Origin of the sequence: Rhizobium sp. LC145 (genome assembly GCF_001005825.1) — a bacterium.
Lineage (GTDB): Bacteria > Pseudomonadota > Alphaproteobacteria > Rhizobiales > Rhizobiaceae > Neorhizobium.
In genome coordinates, this window is record NZ_LBHV01000023.1 from 1 (window position 1) to 21,881 (window position 21,881).

Sequence of the window (21,881 nt, forward strand, 5' to 3'; positions counted from 1 at the left end):
ATATCCGCGCCTTCCTGGCGGGCACCCTTGATCCCGAATATTCCCGTCAGCTGACCGAGCAACTACGACAGGCAGGCGTCCCGGTTTGACCATGCCGTCGCTGGCAATTAATCTGAGCACGTGGGGGATGTTTGCAAGCAGACCCGGATGTTTGCGAGCACATTGGCAAAGAGCGTGAGCACGACGCCCGCTCCATTGTCAGATAATTCGAGCAGAAAATGCCGATGTTTGCGAGCAGAGGCGCTTATGTTGGCAAGCCGCTACAGATAGAGGGTCGCGCGATGCACCTTCAGGAGCCGCGCGACCTCAGCCACGGGCTTGTCCTGGGCGATGAGCTGGCGCGCATGCGCGACCTGATCGGCCGATAGGGCAGGGGAGGGACCGAACCGCACCCCGCGCGCCTTGGCCGCGATCCGGCCGGCGCTCGTGCGCTCCGCGATCAAGGATCGCTCGAAATCTGCAATGCCGGCGAACACGGTCAACACCATGCGGCCGGCCGGCGTCGTCGTGTCGGCCCATGGCTCGGCCAGGGATCGCAAGCCGGCCTCGGCCTCCTTGATCTGCTCGGCAATGTCGAGAAGGTCGCGCGTCGATCGGGCAAGCCGGTCTAGCCTCGTGACCGTCACCACGTCGCCAGGGCGCAAATGGTCGAGCAGCTTCACCAGCTCGGACCGATCGCGCTTCGCCCCGGAAACCTTTTCCTCAAAGAGGCGAACGCAGCCGACCGCGCCCAGCGCCGCGCGCTGCTGGTCGAGGTCCTGGCCCTGAGTGGAAACGCGGGCATAGCCGATCATCATGCGGCGGGATTCCTGTCGCAAGTTATGTCGCACGAGACCTACCACTTGCGACAAAAACATGCGACACGAAAACTCCTGATTTTCCAGGGGCGGCCGATCTGTTGCAGGTTTTAGGATTTCCGCGACAGTTACTCGGGCAAGGCAGGCGAGCGTTGCGGTTGCCTGCTACTTGCTACGTGCAAGCTTAAAGTGCCCTTGGCGGGAGTCGTCAGAGCCTCAATCACGCGGCATTCGGCCACGCGGCCACGGCCACACTCACTGATCATACGACGCAACTCATCACGCAATTTGAGAAGACGGGCAATCCGGCTTTCAACCGCCTCAAGCTGGTCCTGTGCAATCAGGCTCGCATCGTCGCACGATACCTCAGGCTGTTCCTGTAAGGCCAGCAACACTCGAACACTCGTCAGGTCAAAGCCAAGGTCGCGGGCATGGCGGATGAAGCCTAAGCGCACTGCGTCGGCGGGACTATAGGTGCGCCGCCCGTTCGATTGGCGAGCAGGCTTCGGCAAAACCCCAATGCGTTCATAATAGCGTATCGTTTCGATGTTTACGCCTGTCCGTCGAGATAGATCGCCAATCTGCATTTTTTTCCTTGCTCCTGTAGTCACTACAGGATGTAGCACGGCAGGGTTAGAATTTCGAGGATTGACAAATGACCGTCGCCGCAACCGACATCATCCGCTACCAAGTTACCGGCATGGACTGCTCATCATGCGCAGCCAAGATTGAGGGCGCAGCCCGCAAAGTCGAAGGCATCAACGGTGTGAAGGTGTCAATCGCATCGCAGATTATGACGCTCGAAGTCGATGATCCGGCGCGGCGTCTTCCGATGTTGGAGGCCGCCGTGACAGGCCTCGGCTATCAGCTCGATCGTGTGGGTGCGCCGAAAACCGAAAACGTAGACGGTGATGACGACCATCATATTCCTGACCTGTCGCATGTGACCCCTGCCTATAAGCGGGCGCTCTGGATCGTCGTTTTGCTCAATGCCGGATATGGTATTATCCAGATTGGCGGTTCGATCCTGTCGGGATCGCAAGCTCTACAGGCCGACGCTCTCGATTTCATCGGGGATGGCCTGATTTCCTTCTTGGGCTTGGTCGCTGTCGGGTGGGGGCTTGCTGCCCGCGCCAAGGCGGCGCTGCTGCAAGGCGTATTCTTAGCTCTGCTCGGCCTTGGTGTCGTCGGCTCGACGCTCTACCGCGTCTTTGTCGAGTACGAGCCGCAAACCCTGCTCATGGGAGGCTTCGCTATTGTCGCCTTCATCGTCAACGTACTGGCAGCTGTGGTGCTGATCCCGCATAGAAAAGGCGATGCTAATATGCGAGCTGTTTGGCTATTCTCACGCAATGACGCAATCGGCAACCTCGCCGTGGTCGCTGCGGCCGCGCTCGTCTGGTGGCTGAACAATCCTTGGCCCGATCTGATCGTTGCCTTCGCCGTCGCGGGCCTATTCCTGCAATCGGCATGGTCGATCATCCGGGATGCGCGGCAGGACCTCGCACAGGCAGGCCGCTCGTGAAGGTTGGCACTGCTGCATTGATAGTTGGCACAGGTGCGGCGCTCGATCTTGCAACGAAGGCATGGGCGCGGGCGAGTCTCGATCCCTATGGCCCTGCTTTCGACTTCTTGCCCTTCGTATCTCTGCACCTGACCTTCAACGAGGGCGTGTCGTTTGGTCTGTTCGCTTTCGAGGGCGATACAGGCCAAGCCGCTTTAGTGGTCGTTACAGGATTGCTGACGCTTGCCATGACCGTATGGGCCTATCGGTCGCAAGGTTGGCACAGGGCGGCCCTTTCACTGGTCGCAGCGGGCGCTCTAGCAAACTTGATCGACCGAAGCACACGCGGCTCTGTCACCGACTTCCTGAACCTGCATTTTGGGGATTGGCATTTCTTCGTGTTCAATCTGGCAGATATATGGATCAGCTTAGGTGCTGCCTTTCTGCTGGGCCTACAAATCATCCCGCAGAAGAATCCGGCTAAAATCACATAGATTCCGTAAATATCGGACGCAGCTCGAACTAGCGCCAAGGCTACTGAGGCACTGCCATGGTGACCGTGCAACGTTGTTCTTTCTTCGCCTTGGCGGCCGCCTCTGCGCACGCCGCAAGCGTCTCCTGATTGGCGCGCACAAGATTGCTGGCCTCAACCAGGTTGCGCCAGCCTCCTGGGCTTCCCGACTGCATGAGCGAGATTCCCGCATTCCAGCGGTCGGCATTCATGGCGATCGAGGCTACGGCCATATCGACCGATCCGGGCAGAACGCGCGGAAGGAACAACGTCAACAGCACGCCGGCGACCAGGCCGGCCGCTCCCACGCCCCAAAGCCACCAATCCTGTTCCCGACGAAGGCGGGCGGCCCTGACGAACTCGCGAAGATCGCCGGTCACGCGCTCGAGGGCTTGTCCTCGAGCCTCGATCGTGCGCCCAGCACCCTCCGAAATCCGGTCGCCGGCGTTCTCGAGCGCGCGGGCGTAATGATCGGGGCCATTCCTGAGCGCCGGCGACTTCTGCAAGGCTTCAAGGGCCTGTCCAACGGCGGTAACCTGCTTGACCATACGGCCAAGCTCCGGGCCGTAATCGGGCGGCTGCTGGATTTTCTCGAATTCCTCGAACGCCGCTTCCACCCCCTTGCGGATGACGGTCATTTCGCCGCCAACGTCGCGCGTCAGCTTCTCGACAGATCGCCGCAACGTATCGAAAGCCTGGGCCGGGTCGCTGCCTGCGTCCTGCTCGTCTGGTTCTGTACCCTCGCTCTCGTCCGTCATGGCGTCTCCTATCGTTCCATCCCAAGGCCCTGGCTCCGGCCGCGTGCAAGGCTCTGCTCCATGTTGCGGGCGAGGCTTTCACTCTGCCGCACATGACCGATTCCGAGGTCCTGGCTGCGATTGCGCAGGATCGATTCAACCTGCGGATCGCGCTCAAGGTTCTTTGTCATGCCGCGCATTTGCCCCTCGACCTTCCCGCGCGCCTCGTCGTGCTGCCAACCGCGAAGCTCCTGGCGTTCGCCCTGTAGCTCCTGCCAGCGCTGCACGAACCGTTCGGCCCTGACGTTCGGGTCCGCCAGTGCGGCGCGCTCCCGGTCCATGCCGGCGCTGAGTTGGCCGACACGCTCGCGGCCGGAAAGCTCCTGCATGGCAGCCCGCGTCTCGGGGTCATGCTGCAAGGCGGACACCATCAGCGCCGACGCTCCCGGCCGCGCCTGGTCGAGCTGCTGGCCGGCCTGCCGCAATTCCTGCTTCTGCGTTTCGAGTACGGGCAAGCCCTCACTGTGATTTCGCTCGGCCGCGTCATAGGCCCGCGCATAGCGGTCTATGGCGCGCTCCATGTCGGACGGCCGCCGCAAGCGGTCTGCCTGCCGGTCGGGCGCGGGCACCTCTCGCACGCTCTCCACTCTTTCCGGCTGCGCCTGGCCGGTTGAGACGGCATTGAGCTTCAGGCCGTCGAACATGGAGCGCCGGGGAGTCTCGTCTCTCTCTGGCCGCTCCTGGGCCGGCGCGACGCGGTCCTGCTGCGGCCCTTCAGCCGCCGCGCTCCGCCCGAGTTTCAAGCCCTCGAACATGCCTCGGCGCGGGCGCTGCTGCTGATCGTCCCCATGTTCCTGAATACGATCCTGGGCGAGATCCTTGGACAGCGAAGAAACCCGGTGTGGATCCTCGCCCCTATTTTCGGCCTCGATGCTCGGCCGCTGCGATTGACGATCGGCCCGGGTTTGCTCCTGCGTCGGCTCTCTGTCCGGACGTAGCTCGATCTCGCTGCGAACCCCCATCTGCTCTGCGATCCCGCGCCGCTCGGCAAAGTCGCGGGTATAATCGAGCGTCGTTTCCTTCACGCCCGACCGGCTGAGCCGGTTTTCAAGTTGGGCGTAGGCCAGCTCGCCGCCTTCATGCACCTTCCACGCATTGCGCTCGGCCGTAGTCCCGTCTGGAAGACGCACCGTCTCCGATCCGCGATGCTCAAGGCCGATCTTGTCCCCGATCTCTGGCGCGGCCTCTTTCATGGCGCGCTCAAGGTCCACACCCCAAATCGTATGTTTCTGGCCGCGATCGTTTTCCAGCGTCACGAAATAGCTGTCGCGGTTCTTCGGGTCGTGCTGATAGGGCGCGGCCCCATGATCGACCAAACGACCGGCGTTACGGTCGGCAAACTCATCCATGCCGGCATAGAGCTGCGCGCCGTCGCGATGCCGGGTCATGGCGACATAGGTCAGATGCCTGTCCATCGTGCCCGACGCCATCACAAAGGCGCGGTCCACTGTCGCGCCCTGGTTCTTGTGAATCGTCGTCGCATAGCCATGGTCGAAAGCCCGATAGTCGTTCGTCGGCACGCTGATACTGTCGCCCCTGCCCTTTCCTCCGGGACCGTCGAGCTGCGCGACGATCCGGCCAGCCTCGACGCTCTCGACCGTGCCAAGCATCCCGTTCTTGACGCCAAGGTCGCGATTGTTCTCCAGGAACACGATACGGTCGCCCGGCGCGAACTCGCGCTTGCCGTCATTGGTCTGGAAGGTCAGTCCACCAGCGTCCGAGCCCTCACCGGGCACACTGCTCTTCGCCAGCTCGCCGCGCTCCTGCAGGGCCGATCTGATTTCGTCATTGATGGCGCGAACATCGGCACGGCGATGTGCCATCGCAACGCGCGTGCCCTCCGGCCGTTCGTCGCGATCGGCAAGGTAGTCGCGCACGATCTCGCCGCGCGCCTCGTCCCGCGTTTCGCTAAGCCGGATGCTCCCGTTATCCCGGTAGGCGGCCAGGCCCTCGGCCGTCCGATGGGTGGCGAAGTCAACCGACGCCTCCCGCTGCCAGTCCACGCGCTGCCGGCGAATCTCCGAAAGCTCGGCATGGCCGATTTGCTCGGCGATGGCGCGGAACGGTGCGCCGGCCCCGATCGCCTGGAGCTGCTCATGATCGCCGACGAGGACGATCTTCGCCCCCCGCGCCTCGGCCTCGTTGATGAACCGGGAGAGCTGCCGGCTCCCGATCATGCCCGCCTCGTCGATCACGAACACGTCGCCGCGGCCGAGTGTGCCGCGGTCGTTCTGCCAGCGATATTCATACGACGCGAGCGTGCGGCTCTGGATGCCGGAGGATTCCTCCAATCCCTCGGCCGCCTTACCCGACAGGGCCGCGCCGTGAACCGTGTAGCCCTGCGCCTCCCATGCTTCGCGCGCCGCCGCGAGCATCGTGCTCTTGCCTGCGCCAGCATAGCCGACAACCGCCGCGATCTGTTCCGGCCCGGTGATATGCTCGATCGCGCGCCGCTGCTCGTCCGATAGCCGTGCCGAAAGATCGCCAGCGCTCTGACGAATGGCAGCGTCTTGGGCGTCGATCGCGCGGCCGACATGCTGCCGATCGACGCCATGGGTCTGCGCCTCGTGCAGCCTTGTCGCGCTCATCGCCATGCCGGATTCGATCCCGACCATTTCGCGGGTCGAATATCGCGCAAGCTCGATCTCGCCTGTCTCGGGGCTCATTCGCTCGCCCTGCAACTCCACCAGCGCAGGCGAAGCCATGACGGTCGCAAAGGCATTCTGGAACGTCTGCGCGTCGTCGTTGATGTAGCGATGCAGTGTCCGCGCAATGTCGTGCCGATCGAACACGCTCTTTTCGTTCGTGACGATCGCAAGAACCTGTTCCGGCTTCTCCCGGATCAGCTCCGCATTCCGCTGCGCCGCTTCCGCATCAAGCCGGGTGCGCGACACGTCGAGGCCGCGCCGCTGCATCTGCGTGGCATGCACGCCCATATGCTCGGTCGGCTCAAGCTCAAGTCCGCGCTCCTGATGCGAGCGATGATCAATCCGCACATCGAGACCGGCCTTTGCCAAATGCTCGTTCGCATGCTGCTCCCACGACTGTCTGATATCGCGGAGCTGCATTTGCGTCGTCGGCAACCCCTCGTTCAACAGACGCACATTCTTCCACTCGATATGCGTTTTCTCGCCAAGCCGTTCCTCTGTGACCTGGCGCGTCGTCATCAAAAGGTGCGCGTGATAATTCCGAACGTCGCTCGCCGAATGCGGCGAATGGATCGCGAAATCGACCGCCCCGCCATAGCGGTTCGCCAAATCCTGGGCGAACGCCCGCGTTAGCTCTAGCCGCTGCTCGGCTGTCAGCTCGTGCGGTAGCCCGATCTCGATTTCACGAGCGACACGCGCGTCTTTCCGATTTTCGGCAAACTCCGCTGCGTTCCAAAGCGCCTGGCGGTCCTTCGCCCATTCCGCACTCACACCCTCGGGCAACACGATTTCCACATGCTCAACGCCCTGCTTGCGGGTGAAGTCATGCGTGAGGCCATCGCGTTCGTTCGTCAGGCGCTCGCCGGCACGATAGGCAGCAGAGGCAACGGCGCTTCTGCCGCTGGCCCGCGATACCGGTTTCATGCTCGCATGATAGATTGCCAAACGCTGCCTGCCCTTTTCCGATCTGCGATCGGCGCAACTGACTTGCGAAGCAAGTCGTAAGTGCGCCCTTCGTAATTTGCTCGCTACGCTCTCGAATGCCTCGGTGTGGCGCTCGCGGGAACATCAATGCGATATATTGAACAACGAACTTGCAGCATAAAACGGCGGAAATTTCAACTGGGACAAGATCAGAAAATGCGCGGGGGCTGGAAAAACGGAAGCTTTTGAATAGTATCGGCTCGGGATCAATAAGGAGGCGACGACATGGCCCGAAAATCTATTGAGGAACGGCTTGCCCAACTGGAAGCGCAGAGAAAGGCGCTCAAGGCTCGGCTCGGAAAAGAGGAACGCACCAAGGACACGCGGCGCAAGGTGCTGCTCGGCGCGCTCGTGCTGCACCGGCTCGAAACCGGCCGTGATGAATTTTCCAAGAGCCTTGCCGACTGGCTGCGTCGCGAACTACCGGGCTTCCTGACACGCGACGGCGACCAGGAGCTTTTTGACGATCTGCTGAAGAAGATGACAGCGGGGAACACCGGGGAGGCCGCTTCATGAGTCAGGCGACACTGGCATGGGCCGCTTTCAAGAACATGATGCGCGCGGCGGCCCGTGATCCTCTATGGGCGTTCCTCTCACTGATCGCCATGCCGTTTCGCGTCTGGAAGCCGCTCCTCGTACTTCTGTTCATCCTCATCATTGTGACATTCGTAATCGGCATGGGCGGGCGGTTCTTTCTCGAACAATTGAGCTTCAGTCCCGGCTCGATTCCTTTTTTCGCGCTCGATCTCGTCACGCTGCTGGTGCTGATTGCGATCACCTTCCGGCTCGTCACCAATCCGCTGATTTTGCATTTCGGGGATATGGAGGGAGAAACCCACGGCTCGGCCCGCTTCGCCACAGACAAGGAAACAGCCGCCCTCGCCCGCACCGGTTCCGGCTTGCTGATCGGCCGCGATCCGAAATCAAGGAAATTGCTGCGCTATGATGGCCCGGCCCATCTGCTGACCATGGCCCCGACGCGCACCGGCAAAGGTGTGGGAACCATCATTCCGAATCTGCTGACCGCCGATCGCTCCGTGATCTGCATCGATCCCAAGGGCGAGAATGCCAGGATCGCCGGTCGCGCCCGTCGCCAGTTCGGCCCGGTCCATGTTCTCGATCCTTTCGGCGCGACGGCTGAACCGTTGGCCGCGTTCAATCCGCTCGACCAACTCGACCCGAACAGCCTGGACGTGGCCGAAGATGCAAGCACCTTGGCCGATGCTCTCGTATTCGATGAACCAGGCATGGCCGGCGAGGCGCATTGGAACGACGAAGCAAAGGCGCTCATATCCGGAATGATCCTCCATATCGTCGCGCACGAGCCGGCCAGCAGGCGTTCGCTTATCACCCTGCGGGAGAACCTGACGCTTGCGCCTGAAGGTTTCGCCGGGCTCCTGAAGGACATGCAGGACTCGACTGCCGCCGGCGGCCTGGTCGCCCGCGCTGCGAACCGTCACCTCGGCAAGTCTGATCGCGAGGCGGCCGGCGTGCTCTCGGCGGCGCAGCGCCATACCCATTTTCTCGACAGCCCCCGCATGGCCCGTGTGCTCGGTCGATCGGATTTCCGTTTTGCCGATCTCAAGAGCCGCAACGCAACGGTCTTCCTTGTGCTGCCACCCGATCGGCTCTCGACCTATTCGCGCTGGCTGCGCCTGCTCGTCACCCAAAGCCTGCTCGAAATGGCTCGCACGCCCGACAAGCCCGCCGTGCCAGTCCTCTATCTGCTCGATGAGTTCGCGGCCCTTGGCCACCTGGCTCCCGTCGAGCGCGCCATGGGCCTCATGGCCGGCTACGGCGTCCAGCTCTGGCCGATCCTGCAAGACGTTCACCAGCTGCGCGCCACCTATGGGCAGCGCGCCGGCACCTTCCTGTCGAATGCCGGCGTCCTGCAAATCTTCGGCGTCAACGATCATGAAAGCGCCCGGCTCGTCTCCGATCTGCTCGGGCAGGAAACCGTGGTGTTCCAGACCATGGGCCGCGCTCTCGATTCCGATAAATCGGGGATCTCCTACGGTGAACAGCATGTCGGCCGCCCGCTGCTGACTCCCGACGAGGTCCGCAATCTGCCGGCGAATCTCGAACTGCTGTTCCTGGCCGGGCAACGGCCGATCGTCGCCGGCAAGCTCGCCTATTATGCCGATCCGGAGTTCAAGGGGGTGTTCGATGCCGCTTAAGTACCCGCTACCTGTCCTCGTCGCGATCGGAACGCTTCTGGCGCTTGCCGCCTGCACTCAGGCCCCCGCCCCTACAGCTACGGCCGAAACGGGCATCTGCAATCCCGACGCAGCGCGACGCCTCGTCGGCCGGCCCAGGATAACCGACGACGAGGCCAAGCGGCTCACCGGGGCCGGCTCCGTGCGCCAAATCACACCTGGTCAACCCGTCATCCAAAACTACAGCAACACGCGCCTCACCATCGAGACCGATCCGGCAACCGGCCGGATCACGGCGGCGTCCTGCGGGTAAACGGACCCGGCTGACGCCGGGACTTCTGAGTGCGTCCCTCCGGCTCTCTACGGCGCGATGGGAAGCGCGCTCTCCGGGCCGGTCTCGTGCCCCTGGAACGTCCGTAAGAAACGCGCATGGGCTCGCACCGCATCGGCAGCGCCGGCCGCCGCCCCGTCGCCCTGCCGCGCCCGTAAATCCATCACGATGGCAGCCAGATCATAGAAGCTGGCGCGTTGTGCAAACCAATTCCGATCCGCCGAACTCCAAAGATGCGGACGGCGTTCGTACTGTCGCCGATCTCCCTCGACGTAATCGCGAACCCACGTCGCCGGCATGAGCGGAATGATATATTCGGGCATGGCAACCTCGTCCCCTCGTAACGTCGAGTGGATGACATTGATTGTCAGGTCGATCTCTTGGCGTGCGATACCGAGGCCAGCGAGGAAGACGCGATGCGCCTCGATCTCGGCCGCACTCATGACCGTTGCCTTGTTGTCGTGACGGACGGCAGCGAGCGCCTTTTCCAATCCTCTGGTCATTTCGTGTTCCTTCGACGGTGGCCCTCGGCCGGCCCGCTCTCTCCATAAAGGGCCGTAGGGGCGGCCGAGGGCGGGTTACAAGCACGGATTTAGCTATTTACGTATTAGCGTATCAACGTGAATACGGCTCGATCGGGGGCAAGCCATGTTCGCCAAGCACGGCTGAAAAGCCCGCCTCGGCCATCGCCTGGATCGTCGTGCCCTCGGCGTCCGCGAGCTGGCGCAAGCGCTGCCAGTCCGAGCGCCGCACCTTCACCGTGAGCGCCACGGTTTCGCCCCCGCCCCTTTTTCGCCTCGGCGTCGGCATCTCGACGCTCGGTCGCGCCGCCTCGGTCATCGTGTCGCCGGCGTTCTCCGTCCCCTTCGGGCGGGTGAAGGCTGCAAGCCCGGTTTTCTTGGTCGCCATCTATGGGCCTCCTTACTCACGTTGATACGTATTAAGCTATTAACGTTTTAGCGTATCTCTGATCCAGGCCCAAAGGGCGCGGATTTCCTCGGCCGCCTTGCCGTCGCTCTCGAACTCGGTCACGGCGCTGCCACTCGTCACCGCGCGAGCGAATGCCCGCCTGTCCGTGATCTCATGCGGGACGATCGGCAGGCCGTGCGCTTCCAGCGCCGCGCGTGTCTCACCGATCTCAGGCGCGCGGAACGGGCACGCCGACAGGATGAAAGCGCCGCGCACCTTCGCGGCCCTGACGATCTCGACAGCGGCCGGGACCGCTGCCAGGTCGAAAGCCGAAGGGCGAACCGGAATCAAAACCAGCTCCGAACGCCTGGCGATCTGACTGGCGGCCGGCGCGGCATGTGGTGGACTGTCCACGACGACCAGGCTCATGCCCTCGCCCTTGGCCGCCCTTAGCGCCGCCTCAAGGTCGCCGGCCTGGGCCGTCGCCACGATCGGCGTTTGCGCTTCCCGTGCGCCCGCCCAGGCCGTGGCGCTCTCCTGGGGATCGGCATCGATGACGCAAACCCGCTCACCGCTGGCCTCGGCCGCGACAGCGGTATGAACGGACAACGTGGTTTTGCCGCTTCCGCCCTTCTGACTTAAAAACGCAATCACGTTCATGCGTTAATCCTTCTATGCGTCAATACGTATTCAAGTATACAGCTAAAGACGTCAAAACGTCTTTAAGTCAGTGCGGCCAATCCTCGGCGGGCCAGTCCCGCGCCGTGTGGATAATGCGCACGATCACGACAGTTTCCCGCCCGGCAATCTCACGCAGCTCATAGGCGATTATGTAGGGATGGCGAGGGAGAGATTTTTCGTAGCTTCCGCTCACTCGCCCTGGCCGACCGGTCGCAAATTCGCCGAGCTTGTTTCCCGCTTCCTCGATCGCATCCACAACCCGCTCGGCGGCAAACGGGTTGTCTTCTGCGATGTAGCGCAGGATTTCGATGTTATCCCGTTGTGCTTCTATCGACCAGACAACCGGCCTCATCCTTGCGCGGCCTTCCGACGCTTCGCGTCCTCGATGACCGCGCGCATTTCTGCGACGGCCTGGTCATGCGGGATCACTCGGCCGGCCGCTGCATCGGCCATACCGCGTTTGATGCCGTCGATGATTTCAAGCTCGCGCTCGACGTAAGCCGCGACGGCCTCGCCGGCCAGGAACGACTTGCTGCGCCGGGTATCGGTCGCGATCCGGTCGAGCTTCTGCTTTACCTCGGGGCTGACCCGAATTGTCATTGTGGTGCTAGCTGTCACGGCCGGAACTCCTATGTTGAATTGTGTACACCTTAGCACATTCGAACTCAGTTCGGCCAGCCCATCTTTCGATAAGCAGGCACGCAAAAACGTTAATACGTATTCACGCATTGATATCTGGCAGACCCTAACCACCTGCTTTTCTCGAAAGCAAAATGCGACCTCTCCGCGAACTCAGCAGCTGAATTTTTGCTGTGTGGGTGCCGGCACCGGCCCGCACTTAACGCGGGCCGGAACCGCCGCAGGGACGCGATAGCGGCCCGAACAGCGGCGTCCGCTTATGTCTTCCTATCTTTAATAGAACTAGATGGGGATTCAGTCTGCTTGGCGGACTCACGTTGTTTCATCGATCTCGCAAGGCGGGCGAGCGCCTGTCCCAAGGGATTGTCGCCCACATCGAACAGCGCCAGCTCGTCCAAGGGAAGGCTTGCCCGGTGCGCCTCCGTCTCGGCCTGACGCTCGGCCTCGGCCTGTACGTGATCGTCGGGCGGGGGAGGGGTCATGCCAAAGCGGCCAAGGAACTGCTTGGCGCGCGCCGGCAGTGACAGCCGATAGGCATTGCTCGTCTGCTGCACCTGGGGGCCGCGCCCCTCGTTGCCGGTCGGCACGTAGCGCCGTAGCCAGTCGAGGAAGCCATGCGCCCGCAAGTTCTTCAACGCCCGCACGATCGCGTCACGCGACCGCCTGAGCTTGCTCATGAGCGTGTCTATCGCCGGATCGAGCCGGCCGGTCCTAAAATCCACCAGGTTGGCGAACAGCTCTAGCACCTCGATCGCCACCGATCCCAGCGGCCCGCTGCGCTCGCCTGGCTGGCGCTGGGCCAGTTCGTAGCGCTTGGCGGCTAGGAGGATCGTCCGGACCTCCTGACGGTTCGTCCGTCGCCAGAAGACCCCTTCGCAGCGGCCGGCCGCGCTGGAATGCCGCCGCACGGGCGTGCGCTCCCGCTCGGCCGGTGCCCCTACGAGCACCGCCCCAATTTGTGCAAACATCGTCCCTTCGTCCTCCGTTTAGGAGGGCACGGACACCGGACAAAGATTCAGCGTTCCCGCAAGACGCATGTCTTGCAGGCTTACGTGTAACCGACTATGTTGGGCGCTGTGTTAAGGCGGTTCCCAACATAACCGTTCCGAAATCCAAAACCCCTTGCCGCTGCTAACGGCGAGGGGTTTTTCGTTATGCCCTCTGCTGCTTCTCGATCAGTAACCTCAAAGCTTCTTCGATGATGGGGCCGCGACCAGCCGCCCCCCTCTGCTCCTTGATCTTGTCGATTTGCTCTAGAAGATCAGTCGGAACGTAAGTGGTCAGCGCAATACGTCCAGCCGCGATCTGGCGCGCCCTGTGGGCGGCGACCTTCTCTTTGACGGGTGTTGCGCTTCGACTCATAGTTAGCAGTAACGAACGTTTTTCCCGATTCTGCAACCCCTTATGATTAAGTGCCAGAAATTACTCAGCTTTGGGCGGCGGTCGGGCTTGTTTGGATGTTGGAAAACAAACAAAGCCGTCCGAACGCAACGACTCGACATCCCTAACCCTTAGAGAACTCAGAGAGATTTTTGTTTCGTACGATACAAAATCGAACTGCCATTAAGCTGCTTTCAACGCACTTAGCTAAATACGTATTGGCGTATTAACGTTAGCTATGTGGTCAGACCGTCGCGGCCGTCGCGTCGGCAAGTGCCCGATAGATGTAGCGGCTTGCCAACATAAGCGCCTCTGCTCGCAAACATCGGCATTTTCTGCTCGAATTATCTGACAATGGAGCGGGCGTCGTGCTCACGCTCTTTGCCAATGTGCTCGCAAACATCCGGGTCTGCTTGCAAACATCCGCCACGTGCTCAGATTAATTGCCAGCGACGGCATGGTCAAACCGGGACGCCTGCCTGTCGTAGTTGCTCGGTCAGCTGACGGGAATATTCGGGATCAAGGGTGCCCGCCAGGAAGGCGCGGATATACGGACATGCGCTGTGGCTTTCCCTCCTTGGCGCTTCGGGTGCAGGAGGTTCTGCAGCATGATCCGTTGTCAGGGCATCTCTTCGTCTTCAGGGGCCGCAGATCGGATATTTTGAAGATCATCTGGCATGATGGTCTGGGCGCCTGCCTTTTTACCCGGCGGCTGGAGAAGGGCCGGTTTATCTGGCCGAATATGGGATAGCATCCGTCAAGGTGGTGTAGAATTGGGACCGGGCCGTCATGATCAGGCGGCTCTGGGTGAAATTTCTCCATCGCAGCTACGCGAGGAGGTAGAGCTGAGTTTAAGTGCTGTCATTGAAGTTTCACGAGCCTGATAAACGGACGTCATATGTCGCCCATAGTGATGTAAATATTCAATCGATGCACCACTAACGATCAGGATTATTGTGATGCTGGCTCTGAACGGAGTTGCCGTGACCTATGCCAACGGCACCCAAGCTTTGAAGACAACGACATTGACGTTCAACCAGGGTCAGTTCGTCGTGCTCCTCGGTAGATCCGGCGCAGGCAAATCTACCCTCATCCGGACACTCAACGGCTTGGTTGCGCCGACGTCTGGTTCGATCACTTCTAACGATATTGGTGCTCTGGATGCGGAAACTAAGCTTCGCATTCACCGAAGGCGAACTGGGATGATATTCCAGCAGCACCAACTCATAGGGCGCTTGAGCGCGCTCGACAACGTCATGACGGGCCGCCTGGGCTACCACTCTGGCTGGCGTACGTTGTTCCCTATGCCGCGTTCGGATCGAAGGCTGGGGTTGGAATGCCTTGAACGCGTAGGCCTTCTTGATAAGGCTCTCGTCAGGGCGGATCAACTATCCGGCGGTCAGCAGCAACGGGTGGGCATTGCGCGCGCGCTGGTCCAGAAGCCCCAACTGGTCCTTGCAGATGAGCCCGTTGCAAGTCTGGACCCTGAAACGGCTGTCGAGGTCCTGTCGCAGCTTCGCGAAATATGCACAGCCGACGGCATCACTGCTGTGATCAGCCTTCATCAGATCGATCTAGCTCGCCGGTTCGGCGACCGGGTCATTGCTATGCGCGACGGGGAAGTGGTTGCGGACGCCGCTGTCGACGAACTGACCGATCAAATGTGTGCGTCGATCTACCGCAGCGCCCCAAGAAATCCGACCACAACACAAGATTTGTCCAACTACGAGTATGATCAACCTTTAGCTGCCATGGAGGCCGCATTATGAAGAAGCTTCTGTCCCTCGCATTCCTCGCCGTTCTTGGCTGGAGTTCGTTGGCGCATGCTGGCTCAAATCCAGAGACATTGCGCGTCGCGTTGCTACCGGACGAGAACGCCGCCACTGTCATCAAAAACAATCGTCCTCTCGAGGAGTATCTTGAGAAGACACTCGGTCGGGAGATTGAACTGATCGTAACGACCGACTACTCGTCAATGATCGAAGCGATGCGTTTCGGCCGGCTTGAGTTGGCTTATTTCGGGCCGCTCTCTTACACGCTCGCGAAAACCAAGGCTGATATCGAGCCTTTCGCAGCACTTATGAAGGATGGCGAAACTACCTATCGCGCTGTAGTTGTCGCCAATGCAGAGGCTGGCATCGAAAGCCTTGAAGATGCAAAAGGGAAAAAGGTCGCGTTTGGGGACGTGGCTTCCACCTCAAGCCACCTTATCCCGAAATCTATGCTGCTTAAGGCCGGAGTTGAGGCTGGAAAAGACTATAGCGAGAACTTCGTAGGGTCGCATGATGCCGTGGCTATTGCAGTGCAGAATGGCAATGCTCAGATTGGCGGACTTTCGTTGCCCATCTACAATTCAATGGTCGCTCGTGGCACCATTGATCCTAAGAAAGTTATCGCCCTCGCCGAGTCCGATCCGTTCCCGCAGTACCCCTGGACCATGCGGTCGGATCTTGACACTTCGTTGAAAGAGGCGATCACCAAAGCCTTCATCGACCTTAAAGACGAAAAGGTATTGGCATCCTTCAAAGCCGATGGGTTCGCTCCGATCGATGACAAAGCCTACGACGTCGTCCGTGAGCTCGGTAAAGTGCTGAACTTGGACCTGAGTCAGTAAGGCGCGTTCGAGACAGTTTCTCACCTTTCGACGCAGGCGCTGGCCTGCGTCCTTTCTTCCAGGATATGTGATGACACAGCCGTCGGCCGACTACGACTCTATCCTTCAACATCAAAACAAAGCTTGGACCAGAGCTGGCGTGATCGCGTTGGCAATTGCGTGTGTGATCATTGTTAGCAGTTATCACTCCGGTCTTCTTGATCTGGAGCGTCTGGGATCTGGGTTTCCTGCGCTCTGGCAGCTCGGTACGGAAATGTTTCCCCCGGATTTCAACCGAGGCTTGGAGTGGATCAGCCCTCTCATCGACACTCTGGCGATGAGTATAGCTGGGACTGCGATCGCGGTACTGATATCACTTCCAGTTGGCTTTTTCGCCTCAGGGAAAACAGCACCCAACGCTGTCATCTATATGATCTCGCGTGGATTGTTGAATGGTCTACGGTCGATCCCGGAGCTGATTATGGGCATCGTCTTCGTGGCGGCAGTGGGATTTGGAGCGCTCCCAGGCGTGCTGGCTCTTGGTCTTCACTCGGTTGGCATGGTGGGCAAGTTCTTTGCGGAGGCGATCGAGCATTGCGATAATGCGCCTATAGAAGCCGCACGCGCAGCTGGTGCGTCGCCGTTCCAGATCGTGACGCGGGCGATCTTGCCACAAGTTCTACCGCAATTGGCCGATGTGACCATCTATCGGTGGGAGTACAACTTCCGCGCCTCGACAATCCTGGGCACTGTGGGAGCTGGTGGTATCGGTTTCGAGTTGATGACATCCCTCCGGATCATGAATTATCAGGAGGTTCTTGCGATCATGCTCGTTGTCCTTCTGATGGTCACCATCGTTGACCAGGTCGGCGCTCTCCTCCGCCGCCAGCTGCAATAGAAGGATAAATTAAATGCTCCCAAAGGTAGTAATCACCCATCGCGTCCACGAGGAGATTATCTCAAAGCTATCTCCCCACGCTCGTTTAGTTTGCAACGATACTGATGATACATGGCCCCGCGAGAAACTGCTCGCAGAATTGAGCGACGCCAAGGCGATGATGGCGTTCATGCCGGACATGATCGACGCGTCTGTACTCGCGCACGCTCCCGATCTTCAACTTGTGGCATGTGCGCTGAAAGGCTTCGATAACTTCGACATCGAAGCCTGCACGCAGCGTGGAGTCCACGTCACGATAGTGTCCGATCTTCTCACTGACCCGACAGCCGAACTTACAATCGGTCTGATGATTGCTCTTGGGCGGCACATTCTGCCAGGCGACAAGAGCGTCAGGAGGGATTACAAAGGTTGGCGCCCTCGGTTTTACGGCCTTGGGCTGCAGGGCACAGCAATCGGCATTTTAGGGATGGGAGCGATCGGAAAAGCTATAGCACAGCGCCTAAGTACCTTCGGCGCCATTGTGTCGTACTGGGATCGTCAATCCCTGGACAAAGCCGATGAGATCAGACTGAACGTAAAGCCTCTTGAATTTGACCAGTTGATCTCGTCGTCTACCTTTCTTGTGTGTGCACTCCCGCTTTCGGCCGAAACGAAGCATCTCCTCGGCGCTGAACAACTCGCCAAAATGCCCAAAGGAGCACTTCTTATTAATCCTGCACGCGGAAGCGTGGTTGATGAAGAGGCTGTTGTCGCTGCATTGCAGGCGGGGCGCTTGGGAGGCTACGCCGCTGATGTTTATGAGATGGAGGACTGGGCCAGACCCGACCGGCCTGACAAGGTCCACGGGGGTCTCCTCAATCGCGAACATGATTCGATCTTGACACCCCACATAGGCTCAGCAGTGGCGAAGTCGCGTTTGGCTATCGAGCACGAGGCTGCTGACAACATTATAGATTTTGTCCAAGGCCGAAGACCTCGTGCGGCAATTAACGAGGTTCAACTAATTCCTTGATTAGAGAAAGTAATGTTTAGCCTTTCGCATGTCGCAGCATTCATAGAGGTAATCGAAACTGGCAGCTTTCACGAGGCGTCGCGACGGCTTCAGATATCCCAACCGACTGTCTCACATAATGTGAAACGATTGGAGGATATACTAGGGGTGCGGCTGGTCGAGAGGAGGAAGGACAAGTGTGTGCCGACTCGGCAAGGGCTCGTATTCTTGCCATTCGCACGCAGCCTTTTGACCGTCACGAAGAGATCTCTGGACCGCCTGCACAGCGGCCGGATTACGTTGGGTGCCAGTACTAACATCGGTACCTATATTTTGCCAGTCCACTTGAAGCGTTTACAGGATGCTCAAGGCCGGCCACCTGAGGTGGCCGTTGCCTCAAATCCTGAAATCATCGAAAAGCTCTTGAGGAAGGAGATTGATCTAGCCTTTACCGAATGGTGGGACGATCGAAAAGGATATCAAGCCCGCCTTTGGCGGAAGGAAAAGCTGGTAATAATCGTATCCCCACAGCATAATTGGAGGACGCGAAAAACAATTGAAGCGGCAGAGTTATTTCAAGAGTCCCTCATTGGCGGAGAACGTGGAACCGGTACCGGATCCGTGCTCCGCGAGGCCTTCGGCCAAGCGGCAGAGCAATTCCCAATCTCATTCAATGTCGGGAGCACTGAGGCTGTGAAGCATGCAGTTCGAGCTGGTCTCGGCATTTCGATCGTGATGAGGAGCACTGTCCTCGATGAGCTCGCGTCGGGTAGGCTTTATGAGGTTTCTGTTGAGAATGTGGTTCTCGAAAAGTCTGTGTGGGCTGTACATCCCGTACATATGGAGGATGGTTCACCGGAAGCAATCGCGCTTAAGGTTATACTCGATGCGAGCGCCCCTCTGGGTGACCTAGAGCACGTCCACATTACTCGGGGTCATATCCGCAAGATTTGAAGTAGTTGGCGCATTCCTGCGGCTCGAACATGGTAACGGCCTGGCCGACCGCATCCTTTGGTATCGCCGCCTCAATTCCCGGAGTATCCCATACAAGGGGGACAAGATCGGGGACCGCCCGATTTTCGATGCGTAAGGTTCCCTGCTCCATGTCGCGAATATTCGGCCGTCAGACACATAGTTGGTTTCCATGGATCGTTTGTCATAAACGAGGGTTTTTGAGCATGCCATAGCGCATGCCGTCACGCCCCTTGAATGGCGCGATGGAATCTTCTCAAAACTGTTATAGAAACGGTTGTCGCAAAATGCTATGTGTCCAACGACTTTCAAGAACATTTGGATGGCTATGCGGGTCGGGTACGCCAGGGTCAGCACGATCGATCAAAATCCGGAGCTTCAGCTTGAGGCGCTGAGACGCGCCGGTTGCGAGAAGGTGTTTACCGAGCGCGGGTCAGGCGCTCGCGATGACCGCCCGGAATTGGGCCGAATTCTCTCCGACGTGCTTCGCACTGGTGACACGCTCGTTGTCTGGAAACTCGATCGGTTGGCGCGATCGCTAAAGAAGCTCATCGCGACGGCGGAAGAGTTGGAGCGCGCGAAGATCGGGCTCGTGTCCTTGACCGAGAGCATTGATACGACGACGCCGGGCGGCATGCTGACCTTCCATGTCTTCGGTGCGATCGCCCAGTTCGAACGTGCTCTGATCCGCGAACGCACGACGGCTGGACTGGTCGAGGCGCGGCAACGTGGCCGCAAGGGTGGCCGCCCGCCCGCGATGCGCCCGGGCGATATTGCCGCGGCGCGCGCCCTGATGAAGGAAGGCAGCATACCGGTACGCAATATTGCGCAGCGCATGGGGGTTTCTGTTGCAACCCTCTATCGTCATATCGGCAAGAAGGGTGGCTCTCCCAAAACAGTGGAATCCGAGGACGTCCATGGCTGAGCGGAGAAAGCGGCCGCCCGGAGAGGCTCTTGTCGATCTTCGACGCCGATTGTCGCTGCTTTCTCCCCGTGATCCAGGCCGTACCGAGATTGTTGCTCGTGCCGCCGATGCCTACGGCATCTCGATCTGGACCCTGTATCGGGCGCTGCGGGAGTTGAACCGCCCGAAATCCGTACGGCGCGCCGATCACGGAACCTCCCGGATCGCCCCGCAGCCGGAGATGGAAACCTATGCCGAAATCATCGCGGCCCTGAAGATCAGAACGGCGAACCGGAAGGGGCGGCATATCTCCACGGCGCGCGCCATCAAGCTGCTTGAGGAAGACGGCGTGGTGACGCCCGATGGCCTGGTCCGTGCACCGCCCGGCATCTTGAAACGCGCAACGGTCGATCGGCTGCTGCGTGTTTCCGGCCTGGATTATGCGCGCGTCACCCGCCCGGTGGCTGCCGTCCGATTCCAGGCGCGGCGTTCCAACGAACTCTGGCACTTCGACATGAGCCCGTCCGACCTGAAGCAGGTGGAAGCGCCGCTTTGGGTCGAGGAAGGGCGCGGCCGGCCGACGCTGATGCTGTTCTCCGTGGTCGATGATCGCTCCGGCGCGAGCTATCAGGAATACCGCTCCGTCTACGGCGAGGACGCGGAGTCCGCCTTGCGCTTTCTCTACAATGCCTTCGCCGCCAAGCCTGAACCGGAACTGCCGCTTCAGGGGATTCCAACGACCATCCATATGGATAACGGGCCGGTGAGCCGCTCGCGCGTTTTCCAGTCCGTCATGGGTAGCCTTGGTGTCCGGGTTCTCACGCATATGCCCCCGTCGGACAGCGAGCGGCGCACGCCGGCGCGAGCGAAAGGCAAGGTCGAGCGGCCGTTTCGCACGATCAAGGAAGTGCACGAGACCCTCTATCATTTCCACAAGCCGAAGGACGAAGAGGAAGCCAACCTTTGGCTCAGGCGCGCCTTGGTCACCTACAATATCCGCGAACGCTTCCAGGCGCGAAGAAAGGAAGAATGATGCTCGCTGACGTTCAATCCAGTTACGGCCTCGACCGGCCTTTCCAAGGGGCCGGCAACTTTGAGACCGAGCATCAGCGCACGATCATCCGCGAGGTGTGTGCGGCCGTCCAGACCGGTCGGCTTGTCGTGGTCTCCGGCCTGGTCGGTTCGGGGAAAACCCACCTTTTGCGCCGCATCGAGGCCGAACTCACCAAAGCCGGCAAGGTCGCACTCGCCAAATCGCTGGCGGTCGACAAGCGGCGCACTTCGCTGCCATCGCTCATTGAAGCCCTGTTCTACGACTTGTCTCCCGGCGATCGTGCGCAGGTCAAGATCCCCAAGCAGGCCGAGCGCCGGGAGCGCGACCTGCGCGACATCATGAAAAAAGGCAAACGGCCGATCGTCCTCGTGGTCGACGAGGCCCATGACCTGCACCACAAGACCTTAACCGGCCTGAAGCGACTGATGGAGGTGGTCGCCGACGCCGGCGTGCTCCTTTCCGTACTTCTTGTCGGGCATCCCCGGTTGCGCAATGATCTGCGCCGGCCGCAAATGGAGGAGATTGGCTACCGCACGACCATTTTTGACTACGAGGGGATCGGCTCCGCGCGCCGCGACTATGTTGCCTGGCTGCTTGGCGCCTGTGCGGCCGAAGGCGTAAAGGTTGGCGAACTCCTCGAGGAAGAAGCCATCGACCTCATCGCCGAACGTTTGCGCACGCCGCTTCAGATCGAGATGCATCTCACCCTCGCATTCGAGCAGGGCTTTCGCCTCGGCGCCAAGCCGGTTACCGCCGAAATCGTCGAGCAGGTCCTGTCCCGCGCCATCGACGATCTCGAACCGACGTTGACCCGAAATGGTTACGATGCGACGGCTCTGGTCACGCACCTCAATGCTCGGCCGTCGGATATCCGCGCCTTCCTGGCGGGCACCCTTGATCCCGAATATTCCCGTCAGCTGACCGAGCAACTACGACAGGCAGGCGTCCCGGTTTGACCATGCCGTCGCTGGCAATTAATCTGAGCACGTGGGGGATGTTTGCAAGCAGACCCGGATGTTTGCGAGCACATTGGCAAAGAGCGTGAGCACGACGCCCGCTCCATTGTCAGATAATTCGAGCAGAAAATGCCGATGTTTGCGAGCAGAGGCGCTTATGTTGGCAAGCCGCTACA

Annotated in this window: 24 protein-coding genes and 1 pseudogene; 14 read left to right on the top strand and 11 right to left on the bottom strand. The window is 60.2% G+C overall.

From position 1 onward, the window contains the following. Positions 1-260: 260 nt before the first annotated feature. Positions 261-797 carry a recombinase family protein gene (locus tag YH62_RS28555; RefSeq protein WP_046797714.1) on the bottom strand — a complete coding sequence of 179 codons (537 nt, stop codon included), beginning with the start codon at positions 795-797 and terminating at the stop codon, positions 261-263. A gap of 128 nt (positions 798-925) precedes the next feature. After that, a complete protein-coding gene (locus YH62_RS28560) occupies positions 926-1,384 on the bottom strand; it encodes a helix-turn-helix domain-containing protein (RefSeq protein WP_046797715.1) in 459 nt (152 codons plus the stop codon). 68 nt (positions 1,385-1,452) lie between these two features. Between YH62_RS28560 and YH62_RS28565 the strand changes: the two genes are divergently transcribed. Both YH62_RS28565 and lspA read left to right on the top strand, forming a co-directional pair. Continuing rightward, positions 1,453-2,322, top strand: coding sequence for a cation transporter (locus YH62_RS28565; protein ID WP_046797716.1), 870 nt, complete (start codon positions 1,453-1,455; stop codon positions 2,320-2,322). Continuing rightward, entirely contained in the window at positions 2,319-2,795 is a 477-nt protein-coding gene (gene lspA / locus YH62_RS28570) for a signal peptidase II (protein WP_046797717.1), read from the top strand. The genes YH62_RS28565 and lspA overlap by 4 nt, the downstream gene beginning before the upstream one ends. A 40-nt stretch (positions 2,796-2,835) precedes the next feature. Here lspA and YH62_RS28575 read toward each other — a convergent pair whose 3' ends face one another. Further along, the gene (locus tag YH62_RS28575; RefSeq protein WP_046797718.1) at positions 2,836-3,570 is read right to left on the bottom strand and encodes a DUF6118 family protein; all 735 of its coding nucleotides are present in this window, start codon (positions 3,568-3,570) and stop codon (positions 2,836-2,838) included. An 8-nt stretch (positions 3,571-3,578) separates the two neighbouring features. Continuing rightward, positions 3,579-7,202: a Ti-type conjugative transfer relaxase TraA gene (gene traA, locus YH62_RS28580; RefSeq protein WP_046797719.1), complete on the bottom strand. Its 3,624-nt coding sequence runs from the start codon at positions 7,200-7,202 to the stop codon at positions 3,579-3,581. A 264-nt stretch (positions 7,203-7,466) separates the two neighbouring features. Between traA and YH62_RS28585 the strand changes: the two genes are divergently transcribed. The 3 genes from YH62_RS28585 to YH62_RS28595 are packed head-to-tail and all read left to right on the top strand — an operon-like array spanning position 7,467 to position 9,710. Beyond that, a complete protein-coding gene (locus YH62_RS28585) occupies positions 7,467-7,757 on the top strand; it encodes a hypothetical protein (RefSeq protein WP_046797720.1) in 291 nt (96 codons plus the stop codon). Then, the gene (locus YH62_RS28590; RefSeq protein ID WP_046797721.1) at positions 7,754-9,418 is read left to right on the top strand and encodes a type IV secretory system conjugative DNA transfer family protein; all 1,665 of its coding nucleotides are present in this window, start codon (positions 7,754-7,756) and stop codon (positions 9,416-9,418) included. The genes YH62_RS28585 and YH62_RS28590 overlap by 4 nt, the downstream gene beginning before the upstream one ends. After that, positions 9,408-9,710: an I78 family peptidase inhibitor gene (locus YH62_RS28595; protein WP_052760562.1), complete on the top strand. Its 303-nt coding sequence runs from the start codon at positions 9,408-9,410 to the stop codon at positions 9,708-9,710. The genes YH62_RS28590 and YH62_RS28595 overlap by 11 nt, the downstream gene beginning before the upstream one ends. A gap of 47 nt (positions 9,711-9,757) precedes the next feature. On the opposite strand, the gene YH62_RS28600 is transcribed toward YH62_RS28595, so the two are convergent. From YH62_RS28600 to YH62_RS28630, 7 genes are all read right to left on the bottom strand, one after another. Next, positions 9,758-10,231, bottom strand: coding sequence for a hypothetical protein (locus tag YH62_RS28600; protein WP_046797722.1), 474 nt, complete (start codon positions 10,229-10,231; stop codon positions 9,758-9,760). A 112-nt stretch (positions 10,232-10,343) separates the two neighbouring features. Beyond that, positions 10,344-10,637, bottom strand: coding sequence for a hypothetical protein (locus YH62_RS28605; RefSeq protein ID WP_046797723.1), 294 nt, complete (start codon positions 10,635-10,637; stop codon positions 10,344-10,346). A gap of 39 nt (positions 10,638-10,676) precedes the next feature. Then, the gene (gene parA / locus YH62_RS28610) at positions 10,677-11,297 is read right to left on the bottom strand and encodes a ParA family partition ATPase (RefSeq protein ID WP_046797724.1); all 621 of its coding nucleotides are present in this window, start codon (positions 11,295-11,297) and stop codon (positions 10,677-10,679) included. Positions 11,298-11,364: 67 nt separating this feature from the next. Then, positions 11,365-11,670 carry a type II toxin-antitoxin system RelE/ParE family toxin gene (locus tag YH62_RS28615; RefSeq protein WP_046797725.1) on the bottom strand — a complete coding sequence of 102 codons (306 nt, stop codon included), beginning with the start codon at positions 11,668-11,670 and terminating at the stop codon, positions 11,365-11,367. Beyond that, positions 11,667-11,936 (bottom strand): CopG family ribbon-helix-helix protein, encoded by a 270-nt coding sequence (locus tag YH62_RS28620; protein ID WP_046797726.1) that lies wholly within the window; start codon positions 11,934-11,936, stop codon positions 11,667-11,669. Before YH62_RS28620 ends, YH62_RS28615 begins: the two co-directional genes overlap by 4 nt. Positions 11,937-12,214: 278 nt before the next feature. Beyond that, positions 12,215-12,925 carry a replication protein A gene (locus YH62_RS28625; RefSeq protein WP_046797727.1) on the bottom strand — a complete coding sequence of 237 codons (711 nt, stop codon included), beginning with the start codon at positions 12,923-12,925 and terminating at the stop codon, positions 12,215-12,217. Between the two features lie 184 nt (positions 12,926-13,109). Then, positions 13,110-13,319, bottom strand: coding sequence for a ribbon-helix-helix protein, CopG family (locus YH62_RS28630; RefSeq protein ID WP_046797728.1), 210 nt, complete (start codon positions 13,317-13,319; stop codon positions 13,110-13,112). 574 nt (positions 13,320-13,893) lie between these two features. On the opposite strand from YH62_RS28630, the gene tnpB reads away from it, so the two are divergent. The 9 genes and pseudogenes from tnpB (at position 13,894) to YH62_RS28675 (ending at position 21,705) form a co-directional block, all read left to right on the top strand. Continuing rightward, the gene (tnpB, locus tag YH62_RS30970) at positions 13,894-14,088 is read left to right on the top strand and encodes an IS66 family insertion sequence element accessory protein TnpB (protein ID WP_006473174.1); all 195 of its coding nucleotides are present in this window, start codon (positions 13,894-13,896) and stop codon (positions 14,086-14,088) included. A 208-nt stretch (positions 14,089-14,296) separates the two neighbouring features. Beyond that, entirely contained in the window at positions 14,297-15,106 is an 810-nt protein-coding gene (phnC, locus tag YH62_RS28640; RefSeq protein WP_006473175.1) for a phosphonate ABC transporter ATP-binding protein, read from the top strand. After that, positions 15,103-15,951: a phosphate/phosphite/phosphonate ABC transporter substrate-binding protein gene (gene phnD, locus YH62_RS28645; RefSeq protein ID WP_003501103.1), complete on the top strand. Its 849-nt coding sequence runs from the start codon at positions 15,103-15,105 to the stop codon at positions 15,949-15,951. Before phnC ends, phnD begins: the two co-directional genes overlap by 4 nt. 70 nt (positions 15,952-16,021) lie before the next feature. After that, positions 16,022-16,828, top strand: coding sequence for a phosphonate ABC transporter, permease protein PhnE (phnE, locus tag YH62_RS28650; protein WP_006473411.1), 807 nt, complete (start codon positions 16,022-16,024; stop codon positions 16,826-16,828). A gap of 13 nt (positions 16,829-16,841) precedes the next feature. Beyond that, a complete protein-coding gene (locus YH62_RS28655; RefSeq protein WP_003501101.1) occupies positions 16,842-17,840 on the top strand; it encodes a phosphonate dehydrogenase in 999 nt (332 codons plus the stop codon). A gap of 12 nt (positions 17,841-17,852) precedes the next feature. Continuing rightward, positions 17,853-18,773 carry a LysR family transcriptional regulator gene (locus YH62_RS28660; RefSeq protein WP_003501100.1) on the top strand — a complete coding sequence of 307 codons (921 nt, stop codon included), beginning with the start codon at positions 17,853-17,855 and terminating at the stop codon, positions 18,771-18,773. Positions 18,774-19,119: 346 nt separating this feature from the next. Further along, positions 19,120-19,716 carry a recombinase family protein gene (locus tag YH62_RS28665; RefSeq protein WP_024710158.1) on the top strand — a complete coding sequence of 199 codons (597 nt, stop codon included), beginning with the start codon at positions 19,120-19,122 and terminating at the stop codon, positions 19,714-19,716. Continuing rightward, positions 19,709-20,689: pseudogene (locus tag YH62_RS28670) on the top strand (DDE-type integrase/transposase/recombinase); the annotation flags it as partial. The gene YH62_RS28665 and the pseudogene YH62_RS28670, both read left to right, overlap by 8 nt. Before the next feature lie 35 nt (positions 20,690-20,724). Then, positions 20,725-21,705, top strand: a complete 981-nt coding sequence (locus YH62_RS28675) for an AAA family ATPase (RefSeq protein ID WP_003501092.1) — start codon at positions 20,725-20,727, stop codon at positions 21,703-21,705. The last annotated feature ends 176 nt before the right edge of the window (positions 21,706-21,881 follow it).

Coding starts and splice junctions, on each gene's coding strand:
- YH62_RS28555 (WP_046797714.1), bottom strand. CDS start 797: ATGATGATCGGCTATGCCCGCGTTTCCACTCAGGGCCAGGACCTCGAC.
- YH62_RS28560 (WP_046797715.1), bottom strand. CDS start 1,384: ATGCAGATTGGCGATCTATCTCGACGGACAGGCGTAAACATCGAAACG.
- YH62_RS28565 (WP_046797716.1), top strand. CDS start 1,453: ATGACCGTCGCCGCAACCGACATCATCCGCTACCAAGTTACCGGCATG.
- YH62_RS28575 (WP_046797718.1), bottom strand. CDS start 3,570: ATGACGGACGAGAGCGAGGGTACAGAACCAGACGAGCAGGACGCAGGC.
- YH62_RS28585 (WP_046797720.1), top strand. CDS start 7,467: ATGGCCCGAAAATCTATTGAGGAACGGCTTGCCCAACTGGAAGCGCAG.
- YH62_RS28590 (WP_046797721.1), top strand. CDS start 7,754: ATGAGTCAGGCGACACTGGCATGGGCCGCTTTCAAGAACATGATGCGC.
- YH62_RS28595 (WP_052760562.1), top strand. CDS start 9,408: ATGCCGCTTAAGTACCCGCTACCTGTCCTCGTCGCGATCGGAACGCTT.
- YH62_RS28600 (WP_046797722.1), bottom strand. CDS start 10,231: ATGACCAGAGGATTGGAAAAGGCGCTCGCTGCCGTCCGTCACGACAAC.
- YH62_RS28605 (WP_046797723.1), bottom strand. CDS start 10,637: ATGGCGACCAAGAAAACCGGGCTTGCAGCCTTCACCCGCCCGAAGGGG.
- parA (WP_046797724.1), bottom strand. CDS start 11,297: ATGAACGTGATTGCGTTTTTAAGTCAGAAGGGCGGAAGCGGCAAAACC.
- YH62_RS28615 (WP_046797725.1), bottom strand. CDS start 11,670: ATGAGGCCGGTTGTCTGGTCGATAGAAGCACAACGGGATAACATCGAA.
- YH62_RS28625 (WP_046797727.1), bottom strand. CDS start 12,925: ATGTTTGCACAAATTGGGGCGGTGCTCGTAGGGGCACCGGCCGAGCGG.
- YH62_RS28630 (WP_046797728.1), bottom strand. CDS start 13,319: ATGAGTCGAAGCGCAACACCCGTCAAAGAGAAGGTCGCCGCCCACAGG.
- tnpB (WP_006473174.1), top strand. CDS start 13,894: ATGCGCTGTGGCTTTCCCTCCTTGGCGCTTCGGGTGCAGGAGGTTCTG.
- phnC (WP_006473175.1), top strand. CDS start 14,297: ATGCTGGCTCTGAACGGAGTTGCCGTGACCTATGCCAACGGCACCCAA.
- phnD (WP_003501103.1), top strand. CDS start 15,103: ATGAAGAAGCTTCTGTCCCTCGCATTCCTCGCCGTTCTTGGCTGGAGT.
- phnE (WP_006473411.1), top strand. CDS start 16,022: ATGACACAGCCGTCGGCCGACTACGACTCTATCCTTCAACATCAAAAC.
- YH62_RS28655 (WP_003501101.1), top strand. CDS start 16,842: ATGCTCCCAAAGGTAGTAATCACCCATCGCGTCCACGAGGAGATTATC.
- YH62_RS28660 (WP_003501100.1), top strand. CDS start 17,853: ATGTTTAGCCTTTCGCATGTCGCAGCATTCATAGAGGTAATCGAAACT.
- YH62_RS28665 (WP_024710158.1), top strand. CDS start 19,120: ATGCGGGTCGGGTACGCCAGGGTCAGCACGATCGATCAAAATCCGGAG.
- YH62_RS28675 (WP_003501092.1), top strand. CDS start 20,725: ATGATGCTCGCTGACGTTCAATCCAGTTACGGCCTCGACCGGCCTTTC.